The following is a 12,420-nucleotide window of genomic DNA, read 5'->3' as shown; positions in this document are numbered from 1 at the left end:
CTGATGGGCGCGGTGCCACATATCGGGCTTTGGGCGGTCGCGGCGGTCGCGGCCGCCGTTCTGGTCGTGGCCTTCGTCCTCAGCCGGGAGGCGGCGGTGGTGCGCCGCGTCTTTTTCCGGTTTTTCATCCTGATCGCCGTGCCGATGGCGGTTTTCCTGGGCGGCGCGCTCTGGCTTGCCTCGCAGGTGGTGACGGTGGAGGAACGGATCTGGCAGGCGGTAATCGCGGGGTTGTTCATTGCCTCCGGCTGGCTGACCACCGCGATCTTCGGCGAACTGGCCCGCAGCCGCGACAAGGCAGAGCGTCTGCGCGACACGCACAAGGCGCTCTATGCGGAGATCGGCAACACTCTGGAAACCCTGTGGCAGGGCGATGGCGATGGCGATGCGGTGCTGGCCCGGATGCGCGGCGATGCGGATTTCGTGCCTTTCGTCCCGGCCGAGCGGCACGACCATATCTACGACGCCGTGACCACCCGGCTGGAGGTCCTGCCGCGCCAGACCATCGACCCGATCGTGGGCTATTACAGCCAGATCAAATCGGTGCAGGCCATGGCCGAGGACATGCGCGGAGAGCGCTATCTGGCCCTGCCGCAGGATCGCCGTGTCCCGATGTACGAAGATTACTTGCGGATGCGCCTACAGGCGTTCGAATTCGGCAAACTGGCCCTGACCCTGATCAAGGCCTATTCCGAGGGCGGCGCAAGTGCCGCCGAACGCAAGCTGGTCAATATCCAGGCCGCGGCCCGGTCCGACCGGTCACGGGGATCGGCGTGAACGGGATGTCGTCGTCTTTTTCCATAACATCCTCCGTAAATCTGATCGGTCAGGGCCGGAATATGGCCGCTGCTTTCCCCTATTATATAGGGCTTCGCGCCGTATTCTGCAAGCGAGGGCGCCGCGCGGAGGCGGGATCTGTGGCCGTTTGGCAGGGCGGGCACAAGGATCTTGACGTCTTTCTCACGTGTCGGGGGGATAAAGCAGACGCTGGCATATCCTCTTTCCCCGCTGCCCGCCCGGCGCGAACCGGTGCGGCACAGAAAAGCGCGGCCCGGGATGGACATGATCCCGCATATCGGGCCGCTGCGCCCCTTTACCAACCGCCAGCGCGCCACCCTGCGCGAGGCCTATCAGGACGATCTGTTCTGGCTGACCGCCGGGGCGGACGGGTTGGCCGATCTGGCCCCGAACCCTGGCTCCCGAACCCTGGCCCCCGAACCCTGGGCCGCGACAACGGCCCGCGACTTTGTCACGAAGCCGGCACAGACGGGGACAACCCCGCCGCCGCTTCATCCGAGAAGAGGACACCACCATGGCACCGACGAAAAAAGACTGGGCCGAACGCGCCGAAAAGGAACTGCGCGGACGGTCTCTCGACGACCTGACCTGGACCACGCTTGAGGGAATCGACGTCCAGCCGCTGTATACGGCCGAGGACACCGCCGATCTGCCGCATATGGACAGCCTGCCGGGGTTCGAACCCTTCACGCGCGGGCCGAAGGCGACGATGTACGCGGGCCGTCCCTGGACGATCCGGCAATATGCCGGTTTCTCCACCGCCGAGGAATCGAACGCCTTCTACCGCCGCAACCTGGCCGCCGGGCAACAGGGCGTCTCCGTCGCATTCGACCTTGCGACGCACCGCGGCTATGACAGCGATCACCCGCGCGTGGTGGGCGATGTCGGCAAGGCCGGCGTGGCCATCGACAGCGTGGAGGACATGAAGGTCCTGTTCGACGGCATCCCGCTGGACCAGGTGTCGGTGTCGATGACGATGAACGGCGCGGTGATCCCGATCCTGGCGTCCTTCATCGTCGCGGGGGAGGAGCAGGGCCATGACAAATCGGTCCTGTCCGGCACGATCCAGAACGACATCCTCAAGGAATTCATGGTGCGGAACACCTATATCTATCCGCCCGAACCCTCCATGCGGCTGATTTCGGACATCATCGAATATACCTCGAACGAGATGCCGAAATTCAACTCCATCTCGATCTCCGGCTACCACATGCAGGAGGCGGGCGCGAACCTCGTGCAGGAACTGGCCTTCACCCTGGCGGACGGCCGCGAATACGTGAAAGCCGCGATCGAGGCAGGGATGGACGTGGACAAGTTCGCCGGGCGGTTGTCGTTCTTCTTTGCCATCGGGATGAATTTCTTCATGGAAATCGCCAAGCTGCGCGCCGCGCGCACGCTGTGGCACCGCATCATGACGGAATTCGGTGCGCAGAACGAACGCTCCAAGATGTTGCGCACCCATTGCCAGACCTCCGGTGTCTCCTTGCAGGAGCAGGATCCCTACAACAACGTCATCCGCACGGCTTACGAGGCGATGTCCGCGGTACTGGGCGGCACGCAGTCGCTGCACACCAACGCGCTGGACGAGGCGATCGCCCTGCCCACCGATTTCTCGGCCCGGATCGCGCGCAACACACAGCTGATCCTTCAGGAGGAAACGCAGGTGACGCGCGTCGTCGATCCGCTGGCGGGGTCGTACTACATCGAAAGCCTGACCAACGACCTGATCGAAAAGGCCTGGGCGCTGATGCAGGAAGTGGAGGAGATGGGCGGCATGACCAAGGCCGTGGCCTCGGGGATGCCGAAACTGCGGATCGAGGAAAGCGCCGCCCGCCGCCAGGCCATGATCGACCGGGGGGAGGAAGTGATCGTCGGCGTCAACAAGTACCGCAAGGACAAGGAAGACCCGATCGACATCCTGGATGTGGACAACGTGAAGGTGCGCGACAGCCAGATCCGCGCGCTGGAACGCATCCGCGCCGAACGCGACGAAGCGGCCTGTACCGCCGCCCTGGAGGAAATGACGCGCCGCGCGCGCGACGGGGGAAATCTGCTGGAAGCCGCGGTCGAGGCCGCGCGCGCCCGGGCCAGCGTGGGAGAGATCAGCATGGCGATGGAAAAGGAATTCGGCCGCCACCAGGCCGAGGTGAAGACCCTGGCGGGTGTCTATGGTGCGGCCTACGAAGGGGATGAGGGCTTTGCCGCCATCCAGAAAAGCATCGAGGCCTTCGCCGAGGAAGAGGGCCGGCGCCCGCGCCTGCTGGTGGTGAAGATGGGCCAGGACGGCCATGATCGCGGGGCCAAGGTGATCGCCACCGCCTTTGCCGATATCGGGTTCGACGTGGATGTCGGCCCGCTGTTCCAAACCCCGGAGGAGGCGGCGCAGGACGCCATCGACAACGATGTGCATGTGGTTGGCATCTCCTCCCAGGCGGCGGGGCACAAGACGCTGGCGCCGCAGTTGATCCAGGCGCTGAAGGACAAGGACGCGGGCGACATCATCGTGATCTGCGGCGGGGTGATCCCCCAGCAGGATTACGACTTCCTGAAGAAGGCGGGGGTGAAGGCGATCTTTGGCCCCGGCACCAACATCCCGGAGGCCGCGCAGGACATCCTGAAACTGATCCGCGACGCCCGCGCGGCATAAGGGCGGGGGAGCAGGACAAAGGGAAAGCGCGCAGGACAAGGGCGGGAGCGCGGGGAAAAAATGTGCAAGACCATGGCGCGCGGGGCAAGTCTACCGCGTGATCCCGCCCGCGCCGGCCGCCTGACGCGATGATACGGCTGGCGCGCGGGGCAGGGCTGCCCCGCGCCCCGCTACCTGCCTCCCCTGTCCGCAGGTCGCCCCGGACAAGGGGCCAGAACACGATTGCGAGAGCAATGTTCCATGCGGTCCTTCGCCCTTGCGGCACCGGATGGGGCGCGGAATATGGGGGCATGACCGCCCCGATCACCTTCCGCGCCGCGCAGACCGGCGATGTTCCCGCGCTTCTTGCGATCTGGAACCCGGTGATCCGCGATACGCTGGTCACCTTTGCCAGCGTGGAACGCGATGCGCCTGGTCTGACCGCGCTGATCGCCGCGCGGCGGGCGGCTGGCCGGGCCTTCGTGATCGTGCAGCGCGGTGACGCGGTTCTGGGCTTTGCCAGCTATGACCAGTTTCGCGGTGGCGACGGCTATCGCCATTGCATGGAACACACCGTCATTCTGGGGCCCGAGGCGCGCGGCCAGGGACTGGGCCGGGCCCTGATGGCGAGGGTGGAGGATCACGCCCGCGACGCCGGCCATCGCGTCATGGTGGGCGGCATCAGCGCCGCCAATCCTGCGGCGATCGACTTCCATCTGGCACTGGGCTACGCGGAGGTCGGGCGGATGCCCGGCGTCGGGACGAAATTCAACGAAAGGCAGACCCTTGTTCTTGTGCAGAAGCATCTTTGCTGATCGGGCCATCTGCCGCTCTGTCGCAGAGACAGAGGCGGCCGGGCAGGGTAGACTTGTGCCCATGTCGATCTGGTCGCGCATCCTGGACGCCCTGCAATCCCTCGCCTCGGGCGAGGGGTTGGCGCATCTGTTCGACCGGTTTCGCGCCCCGCCGGAACGGTCGGTCGCCTTCACCATCGCGGTGATCGCCCTGGGGGCGAAGATGGCCAAGGCCGACGGCCAGGTCACCCGCGACGAGGTCACCGCCTTTCGGGAGGTATTCCGCATCGCCCCGGAGGACGAGGCCGGCGCCGCGCGGGTCTTCGACATGGCGCGCAAGGATGTCGCCGGGTTCGAGGATTACGCCCGCCGCATCGCCTCCATGTTCCAGGGCGAGGGGCAGGTGCTGTGCGATCTGATGGAGGGGCTGTTTCACATCGCCCTGGCTGATGGCCGCTACCACGAGGACGAAGACATGTTCCTGGAGCAGGTGGCGCGGATCTTCGGCCTGCCGGAAGCGGAGTTTCGCGGCCTGCGCGCCCGGTTCGTGCCCGACGCGATCCCTGATCCCTATTCCGTGCTGGGCGTCACGCCCGATGCCGACATGACCGAAATTCGCCGCGCCTGGCGCAAGCTGGTGCGCGAAAGCCACCCGGACCAGATGCTGGGTCGTGGCGTTCCGGAAGAGGCGATCCAGATCGCGGAGCGGCGCATGGTGGACATCAACCGCGCCTGGGACGAGATCACGGCCCTGCGCGCGGGCTGATGCGCCTGGCCACCTACAACGTCGAATGGTTCAACGCGCTATTCGACGCGCAGGGCCAGCTGCTGGCCGATGGCGGCTGGTCCGGCCGTCACGACGTCACCCGCGCCATGCAGGTCGAGGCCCTGGGGACCGTCTTTACCGCGCTGGACGCCGATGCCGTGCTGGTGGTGGAGGCCCCCGACCACAAACCTGAACGCCCCACGACCGCGATGCTGGAGGGCTTTGCCACAGCCTTTGGCCTGCGGGCGCGGCGGGCGGTGACGGGGTTTCCCAATGACACGCAGCAGGAAATCGCGCTGCTTTACGATCCCGATGTGATCACCGCGCGGCATGATCCTCGGACCGGGCCGGGGGCCCCCCGGTTCGACGACACGCTGCGGATCGACCTGGATATCGACGCGCGGCATGATCGGGTGCAATTTTCCAAGCCACCGCTGGAACTGGCGCTGCGCACCGCCGCCGGCCGGGATCTGCGGCTGATCGGGGCGCATCTGAAATCCAAGGCACCGCATGGCGCGCGCAGTCCGGCCGATGTCATGCGCATCGCCATTGCCAACCGCCGCAAGCAATTGGCGCAGGCGATCTGGCTGCGCCGACGGATCGCGGCGCATCTGGAGGCCGGTGACAGCCTGCTGATGATGGGTGATCTGAACGATGGCCCGGGGCTGGACGAATACGAAAGCCTGTTCGGCCGCTCCTCCGTCGAGATCGTGATGGGGGAGGGGGAGGAAGACACAATGTTGCATGACCCCCACGCCCGCCGCGCGTTGAGCGCCCGGCTGGCCGCGCCACCGACCACGGCCCGGTTCTACATCGCGCCGGAGGGGCGCTATCTACAGGCCCTGCTGGATTATATCATGCTGTCGCAAGATCTGGCCGCGCTGCCCGCCAATTGGCGGATCTGGCACCCGTTCGACGATCCAGAATGCTGGTCCCGGCCAGAGTTGCGCCGAGCGCTGATCACCGCGTCGGATCATTTCCCGGTCACGCTGGATATTCCGATCTGACCCTACCCGAAACGCCCGGACGCCCTATATCATAAAGCATGACACGCCTCAGCCTGACCCTCGCCCTGGCCATGTTGCCGCTGACCCTTGCCCCGGGGGAACCCGTGCAGGCGGAAATCGTGACCCCCGACGCGACAGAGCGGGAGGAGGACAGCGAAGATGGGCTGGGCCTGATGGGGCGCGGCGCGCGGATGCTGATGGAAGGTCTCATGCAAGAGATGGAGCCGGCGTTGGACGATCTGGAAGGCATGGCCGACACGATCGGCCCGGCCCTGCGCAGTTTCGCCAGTGAAATGGGCCCGGCCTTTTCCCGCCTGATGGGGGAAATCAAGGATTTCAGCGACTACGAAGCCCCGGTGATTCTGCCCAACGGCGATATCGTCATCCGGCGCAAGCCGGAGGCCGACCCCTACACCCCATCCCCCCGGGTGGAGCCGAACCCGGACGGCACCATCGACCTGTGACCTTGCGGCGCTGATCCGACCTGACCGGAAGCCGCGACGGGGCGGTGGATCTCAGCTCAGCTTGAGTTCGACCGTAGCGTCCAGGGAATTGGCCAGCGAGTTCAGCCGCGATTGGCAGACCTCACCGAACAGGGGAGAGGCGTCATGCGACAGGTGCAGTTCCAGCAGCTTCTTCTTTGGGAACCATTTCAGCCGGCCGATCGGCGCGTCGGTATCCAGCCACAGCATTGCGCCAAAGCGCATCGCTTTGCCCAGGATTTCCGCCGCCAGCTGGTCCTGCTTGGGGATCAGGTCATAGAGATCGGCGAATTGCGTCCCCTCGCGCTTGTTCCGATAGCGGTGCAGCAGCGCCAGCCCCAGGAAGATCCGTTCCGAATGTTTCAGCCCGCCCAGATTGGCGCGGGTGACGTTGTCGAAACAGACCTCGGCGCGGTAATCCGGGTGCGCGCGCCAGGTGACATCATGCAGCAGACAGGCGGCCTGGATCAGGCGCTTGCGCTCGGGCTTGTCATTGCGGAACAGCGGTTCGATGAATTCATGCAGGGCGGCACCGAAACCGGGCAGGCGGGCGTCCTTGCGCTCGGCAAAGCGGGCGGCCTCGATCAGGGGGTCGCGGTCGCGCAGATCCTGGGGCATCTGCTCGTACAGCAGCCCCTCCCGGATACCGTAGCTGGAAATGGCGATGTCGCGCGGCTTGAACTTGCGAACCACTTCCAGCAGCACTTCGGAGGCCATCGGTACCAGCGCCATCCGGCTGGAGGAAATGCCGCAACGGGCGCGCAGCGTGTCGGGGTTCTGGCTGGCGATATAGGAGGCGGTTTCGCGTACCGCCTTGGCGTCCATGCGGTATTCGTGCAGCACATGCAGAGGATAGCCGCGCCGGTCCATGTCGATCCGCGCGATGGCGCGCCACGACCCGCCAACCAGGAACAGGCGGTTGCGCTGGTTTCCCAGCACCTCTGCCAACTGGCTGACATGCTCGCGGATATAGGCGCGCCGCCCCTTGGCGCCGCCTTTCACATCCGCCAGTTTCAGCGGCCCCAGCGGCGAGGTCTCGCGCGGGCCGACCTGCCCGTCGGAGATTTCCGCCAGTTCCATCGAGGATCCGCCGATATCGCAGATCAACCCATAGGAGCCGGGCCAGCCCAGCAACACGCCCTGCGCGGACAGGCGGGCCTCCTCGCGGCCGTCGATGACATAGACTTCGAGGCCGGTCGCGGCCTCCACCTCGGCGACGAATTCGGGTCCGTCCTCGGCGTCGCGCACGGCGGCGGTGGCTACGGCAGTCAGCGGGGTGGCGTCGCAGCCTTCAGCCAGAAGTTGAAACCTGCGCAGCGCCGCCAGCGCCCGAACCCGGCCCTGCGGATTCAGTTTCCCGGTCTCGCCCAGGCCCGCGCCCAGGGCGCACATGATCTTTTCGTTGTAGAAATAGGCGGGGCTGCGGGCGGCGCCGTCAAAGATCACCAGCCGGACGGAGTTCGACCCGATATCGACCACGCCGACGCGCGACAGGCCCTGTGCGGCCACATCGGCAAAGGGGTTGCGCCCGTAAAGCAGGCGACCGGGCGCCTCGGCGGAAGTGTTGCCATCCATGCGCGACATTCCTGTCTGAACCGTCTTTCCGGTTAATGTGGTGTCGACGCCGCGCGGTCAACCCTTTGTCTTGCGACAGATGACCGGGCGGCGGCGTCGGGGCGGCGCTAATCGCGACCGTCGTCGGCCTCATGGGTGAGTTGCGGCACGTCATCCGCGCCGGCCGTCCCCCGCCCCGAAAGGCTGGGATTTTCCATGAAGAAGCGATGGCAGTTGAAATTCCGCCCCTTCCTGGGCGCTGCGCCGCGCAAGAAGGAACCGTCGGGCTGCTGCACCCAGCTTTGGGCCTGATCATGCAGGTTGGCGGCCATGATCTGTTCGACGATCTGGGCTTTCACCGTCAGGTTGCGACATTCCACCAGCGTTTCCACCCGGCGATTCAGGTTCCGGCCCATCCAGTCGGCCGAGGAGAAGAAGACCCGTGCCTCTGGCGAAGGCAGGCCGTAGCCATTGCCGAAACACACGATGCGGCTGTGTTCCAGGAAACGCCCGATGATGGATTTCACCCGGATGTTGTCCGACAACCCCTTCACTCCAGGCCGCAACCCCGAGATGCCGCGCACCACCAGGTCGATTTTGACCCCCGCGCGCCCGGCAGCATAGAGCGCGTCGATCACGTCCGGTTCGATGATCGAGTTCATCTTGGCCCAGATCTGCGCCGGCCGTCCGGCGCGGGCGTGGTCGGCTTCTGCGCCGATCATCGCGATCAGGTCGGATTTCATCGTGTGGGGTGAGATGGAGAGATTCTCCAACCCTTCCGGCAGGGCATAGCCGGACAGGTAGTTGAACACCTTGGTCGCATCGCGGCCCAGTTCCGGCGCGCAGGTAAAGAAGCTGAGGTCGGTGTAGATCCGCGCGGTGATCGGATGATAATTGCCGGTTCCGTAGTGTGTATAGGTGACCAGGTTGTCCCCTTCCCGCCGGACCACGGTGGAGATCTTGGCGTGGGTCTTCCAGTCGACAAAGCCGTAGACGACATGCGCCCCGGCCCGTTCCAGGCGGCGGGATTGGTGGATGTTGGCGGCCTCGTCGAACCGTGCTTTCAGCTCCACCAGCGCGGTGACGGATTTGCCGTCCTCCGCCGCTTCGCACAGGGCGGCCACGATGGGGCTGTCGCGGTTGGTGCGGTAGAGCGTCTGCTTGATCGCCACCACGTCGGGATCGCGCGCCGCCTGTTGCAGGAAGCGGACGACCATGTCGAACGTCTCGTAAGGGTGGTGCAGCAACATGTCCTTTTGCCGGATCGCGGCGAACATGTCGCCGTCGTGGTCCTGTACGCGTTCCGGCACCCGCGGGGTGAACCGTGGCCACAGCAGGTCGCGCCGCGCGTCCAGCACCAGTTCCGACAGGGAGGAAATGCCGATCAGGCCGTCGACCTCGATCACCTCGTCGGGAATGACGTGCAATTCGCGCATGATCACCCGTTTCAGCGGCTCCGGCGCATCGGCGGAGATCTTCATGCGTACGACCTCGCCCCGGCGGCGGCGTTTCAGCGCGGTTTCGAATTCGCGCACCAGGTCTTCGGCCTCTTCCTCCACCTCCAGATCGCTGTCGCGCAGCACCCGGAAGGCACAGGCGCCGGTGGCGCGATAGCCGGGGAACAGCCGTTCCAGATGGACCATCAGCAATTCCTCCAGCGGGAGGAAACGGTGCGCCCCGTCCGGGGCGGGCAGGGGGACGAACCTGTCGATCTGCTGCGGGATGGGCAGCAGCGCCTGCAGCGGGCGCCGGTCCTTCTTGCGTTCCAGCATCAGGGCGAGGGAAAACCCGAGGTTGGGGATAAAGGGAAAAGGATGCGCCGGATCGATGGCCAGTGGCGACAGCACCGGAAAGACCTTGTGCAGGAAGACATTGCCCAGATGGCCCAGATCCTCGGCGGTCAGCGCGTCGCGGGCGACGATCTCGATCCGCTCGTCCTTCATCAGGGCGCGCAGTTCGTCCAGCACGTCCAGCTGGTATTGCATCAGTTTGCGCGCGTCGGCGTCGATCAGAACCAGCTGTTCTGCCGGGGTCAGCCCGTCGGCGGCGGGCGTGGTGTTGCCGGCATTCGCCAATTCACGCAGGCCGGCGACGCGGACGGTATAGAACTCGTCCAGGTTGTTGGCTGAAATCGACAGGAAGCGCAGCCGTTCCAGCAACGGCACATTGGGGTTCTGTGCCTCCTCCAGCACCCGCCAGTTGAAGCCCAGCCAGCTGAGCTCCCGGTTGAAGAACCGACCCGGGCCGGTCTTGTCCACCTCCGGCATCGCCACGGAAGGGCGGGTGTCGTCGTAAAGAAAATCGGCAGTTCGTTTTTGTGTCCGGGGCATGGCGCTTTGCTGTCAGGTCATGAAAATGGGTCAGCCGCCGGGGGGCGGGTCGTCGGAATGATGCATCAGGTCCATGGCCATGGGGCGGGTGATCCGCCGCTGCGCGCTGAGCGATCTTGCGTCCAGCTCGGCCACGATGCGGCGCGCGGCGTCAAAGGACCGGTCCATGCGCAGCACCAGATAGGGAATGACGTCGGGGGTCGGCAGCAGCTGGCGATCCGCGAACAGCTTGGCCAGAACGGCGCTGAGCAGGGTATCGTCCGGGGCTTTCAGAACGGCGGCCTGCGTCCCCTGCATCCGGCTGTCCAGATCGGGCAGGGTCAGTCCCCAATCCGAGACCGGGCGGTCGCCCGTGACCAGAAGGCCGTGACCTTCGGACAGGACGAGGTTGTGCAGGTGGAACAGGGCTTCCTCGGCCGGGCGGTTGCCGGCGATGCTTGGCACGTCCTCCACCGCGACGGGGGCCTTGGCCAGGGTGTCGATATCGGCACTGGCCAGCTGCGTGGCGGTCAGGTGGGAGGCGCCGCTGGCGGCGGTCCAGATGCAGGCCAGGTGCGTCTTGCCCGATCCCGGCGGGCCGACCAGCGCAAGCTTGCGCCGGTGCCAGGCGTCGGGCCAGCCCGCGACCAGCGACAGCGCGACGGCATTGCCGGGGGCCGGCACGAAATTGTCGTGCGTCATCTCCACCGCGGCGGGGGGGAGATCCAGGGGCGCCTGCTGATAGCTCATCTCAGGCCTCGTCGGTCTCCGCCGTGCCGCCGGTGGCAGGCGCGGGCGCTGGCGCTCCGGTGGCGGGGGTGGCGCGCGGGGTCGCGGCGGCGATATCCGTGGCCTCGGACGCCGGTCCGCGATAAAGCTGGCTGGACTTGTATCGCCCGATGACGAACCGCGCGATCACCCCCAGGGCCGCGGCGACCGGCACCGCCACCAGCATCCCCACGAACCCGAAGAGAGAGCCGAACACCGACAGCGCGAAGATCAGCCAAACCGGGTGCAGCCCGACGGAATCGCCCACCAGCTTGGGCGTCAGCACGTTGCCCTCGATCACCTGGCCCAGGACGAAGATCCCGGCCACCAGCCCGATCGACACCCAGTCGCCCCAGAACTGGAACAGCGCCAGCCCGATGGCCAGCGCGCCGCCGACCAGCGCCCCCACGTATGGGATGAAGGTGATCAGCCCGGCGACGGCGCCCACCACCAGCCCGAATTGCAGCCCGACCAGCATCAGCGCGATGGCGTAATAGGTGCCCAGGATCAGGCAGACGGTTCCCATGCCGCGAATGAAACTGGCCAGCGTCGCGTCGATGTCTCCCGCCAGCCGGCGGATGGTGGGGGCATGTTCGCGCGGCAGCAGCTCGTCGATGCGGGCGACCATGTTGTCCCAGTCATAAAGCAGGTAAAACGCCACCACCGGGACGATCACGAACAGCATCACCACGTTGATCAGCGACCCGACAGAGGTCAGCGCGGTGTTCAGCAGCTCCCCGCCCTTGGACTGGATGGTTTCGCCCACCGCGATCAGGGTCTGGCGCAGGGTGCTGCCTTCGTCCGAGATCTGCGGGAAATTCGTCGTCAGAAAGGCCTGAAGATCGCGGAACAGCTGCGGCGCGGTGTCGAACAGCGCCACGGTCTGGTTGACCAGCGTCGGCACCACCAGCAGCGCCCCCAGCACGAAGACCAGCACCGCCACCAGCGTGATGATCGCCGTCGCCGCCGCGCGGGACGCGCCCATCGCCTCCAACCGGTCGGCGACCGGGTCCAGGAAATAGGCCACCGCCGCGCCCAGCACGAAGGGCAGGATGACATCGCCCAGCCACCACAGCATCAGGGCGAATACGCCTGCCGCGATGCTCCAGTACTTGAGCTGCGTTCTGACCGGAAGTGCCATGGTCCCGCCCGTCCTGTTCCCGTTGCGAAAGCCCGTGCAAAGCCGCTTGCAAAGCCCCGGGCGAAGCCTGTTTCCCGACGTTCTGCGCAGGCCCTGTTCTCCGGGCCTTACATGACCGATGCCCCCCTGATTGGCAAGGCTTCCGGCGCCCGCGAGAGGGGGCCGGACCACGCAG

At 66.0% G+C, this 12,420-nt stretch carries 10 protein-coding genes; 6 read left to right on the top strand and 4 right to left on the bottom strand.

Annotation, left to right across the window (positions count from 1 at the left end; translation table 11 throughout):
- Nucleotides 1-3 precede the first annotated feature (3 nt).
- The 6 genes from G5A46_RS02200 to G5A46_RS02175 all read left to right on the top strand — a co-directional run bounded on the left by G5A46_RS02200 (nt 4) and on the right by G5A46_RS02175 (nt 6,455).
- Nucleotides 4-777, top strand: coding sequence for a hypothetical protein (locus tag G5A46_RS02200; protein WP_163846884.1), 774 nt, complete (start codon nt 4-6; stop codon nt 775-777).
- A 535-nt stretch (nt 778-1,312) separates the two neighbouring features.
- Complete coding sequence (gene scpA, locus G5A46_RS02195; RefSeq protein WP_163846882.1) at nt 1,313-3,445, top strand: methylmalonyl-CoA mutase; 2,133 nt, start codon at nt 1,313-1,315, stop codon at nt 3,443-3,445.
- 290 nt (nt 3,446-3,735) lie between these two features.
- Nucleotides 3,736-4,239 (top strand): GNAT family N-acetyltransferase, encoded by a 504-nt coding sequence (locus G5A46_RS02190; RefSeq protein ID WP_163846880.1) that lies wholly within the window; start codon nt 3,736-3,738, stop codon nt 4,237-4,239.
- 61 nt (nt 4,240-4,300) lie between these two features.
- Nucleotides 4,301-4,984, top strand: a complete 684-nt coding sequence (locus G5A46_RS02185; RefSeq protein ID WP_163846878.1) for a molecular chaperone DjiA — start codon at nt 4,301-4,303, stop codon at nt 4,982-4,984.
- Nucleotides 4,984-5,991 carry an endonuclease/exonuclease/phosphatase family protein gene (locus G5A46_RS02180; protein ID WP_163846876.1) on the top strand — a complete coding sequence of 336 codons (1,008 nt, stop codon included), beginning with the start codon at nt 4,984-4,986 and terminating at the stop codon, nt 5,989-5,991. Before G5A46_RS02185 ends, G5A46_RS02180 begins: the two co-directional genes overlap by 1 nt.
- A 38-nt stretch (nt 5,992-6,029) precedes the next feature.
- On the top strand, nt 6,030-6,455 hold the full coding sequence (locus G5A46_RS02175) for a hypothetical protein (protein ID WP_163846874.1): 426 nt from the start codon (nt 6,030-6,032) through the stop codon (nt 6,453-6,455).
- A gap of 51 nt (nt 6,456-6,506) precedes the next feature.
- On the opposite strand, the gene G5A46_RS02170 is transcribed toward G5A46_RS02175, so the two are convergent.
- The 4 genes from G5A46_RS02170 to G5A46_RS02155 form a co-directional block, all read right to left on the bottom strand.
- Entirely contained in the window at nt 6,507-8,048 is a 1,542-nt protein-coding gene (locus G5A46_RS02170) for a Ppx/GppA family phosphatase (RefSeq protein WP_163846872.1), read from the bottom strand.
- Nucleotides 8,049-8,155: 107 nt separating this feature from the next.
- Nucleotides 8,156-10,357 carry an RNA degradosome polyphosphate kinase gene (locus G5A46_RS02165; RefSeq protein WP_163846870.1) on the bottom strand — a complete coding sequence of 734 codons (2,202 nt, stop codon included), beginning with the start codon at nt 10,355-10,357 and terminating at the stop codon, nt 8,156-8,158.
- Nucleotides 10,358-10,387: 30 nt separating this feature from the next.
- The gene (locus tag G5A46_RS02160; RefSeq protein WP_163846868.1) at nt 10,388-11,086 is read right to left on the bottom strand and encodes an HdaA/DnaA family protein; all 699 of its coding nucleotides are present in this window, start codon (nt 11,084-11,086) and stop codon (nt 10,388-10,390) included.
- A gap of 1 nt (nt 11,087) precedes the next feature.
- Complete coding sequence (locus tag G5A46_RS02155) at nt 11,088-12,245, bottom strand: AI-2E family transporter (protein WP_163846866.1); 1,158 nt, start codon at nt 12,243-12,245, stop codon at nt 11,088-11,090.
- Nucleotides 12,246-12,420 lie beyond the last annotated feature (175 nt).

This window comes from Pseudooceanicola aestuarii (assembly GCF_010614805.1).
Classification (GTDB): domain Bacteria; phylum Pseudomonadota; class Alphaproteobacteria; order Rhodobacterales; family Rhodobacteraceae; genus Pseudooceanicola; species Pseudooceanicola aestuarii.
Note: the sequence above shows the minus strand (reverse complement) of the source record. Positions and strands in the feature narration are given on the sequence as shown.

Excerpts from the sequence above, each read along its gene's own strand:
- G5A46_RS02200 (WP_163846884.1), top strand. The coding sequence starts at position 4 with ATGGGCGCGGTGCCACATATCGGGCTTTGGGCGGTCGCGGCGGTCGCG.
- scpA (WP_163846882.1), top strand. The coding sequence starts at position 1,313 with ATGGCACCGACGAAAAAAGACTGGGCCGAACGCGCCGAAAAGGAACTG.
- G5A46_RS02190 (WP_163846880.1), top strand. The coding sequence starts at position 3,736 with ATGACCGCCCCGATCACCTTCCGCGCCGCGCAGACCGGCGATGTTCCC.
- G5A46_RS02185 (WP_163846878.1), top strand. The coding sequence starts at position 4,301 with ATGTCGATCTGGTCGCGCATCCTGGACGCCCTGCAATCCCTCGCCTCG.
- G5A46_RS02180 (WP_163846876.1), top strand. The coding sequence starts at position 4,984 with ATGCGCCTGGCCACCTACAACGTCGAATGGTTCAACGCGCTATTCGAC.
- G5A46_RS02175 (WP_163846874.1), top strand. The coding sequence starts at position 6,030 with ATGACACGCCTCAGCCTGACCCTCGCCCTGGCCATGTTGCCGCTGACC.
- G5A46_RS02170 (WP_163846872.1), bottom strand. The coding sequence starts at position 8,048 with ATGGATGGCAACACTTCCGCCGAGGCGCCCGGTCGCCTGCTTTACGGG.
- G5A46_RS02165 (WP_163846870.1), bottom strand. The coding sequence starts at position 10,357 with ATGCCCCGGACACAAAAACGAACTGCCGATTTTCTTTACGACGACACC.
- G5A46_RS02160 (WP_163846868.1), bottom strand. The coding sequence starts at position 11,086 with ATGAGCTATCAGCAGGCGCCCCTGGATCTCCCCCCCGCCGCGGTGGAG.
- G5A46_RS02155 (WP_163846866.1), bottom strand. The coding sequence starts at position 12,245 with ATGGCACTTCCGGTCAGAACGCAGCTCAAGTACTGGAGCATCGCGGCA.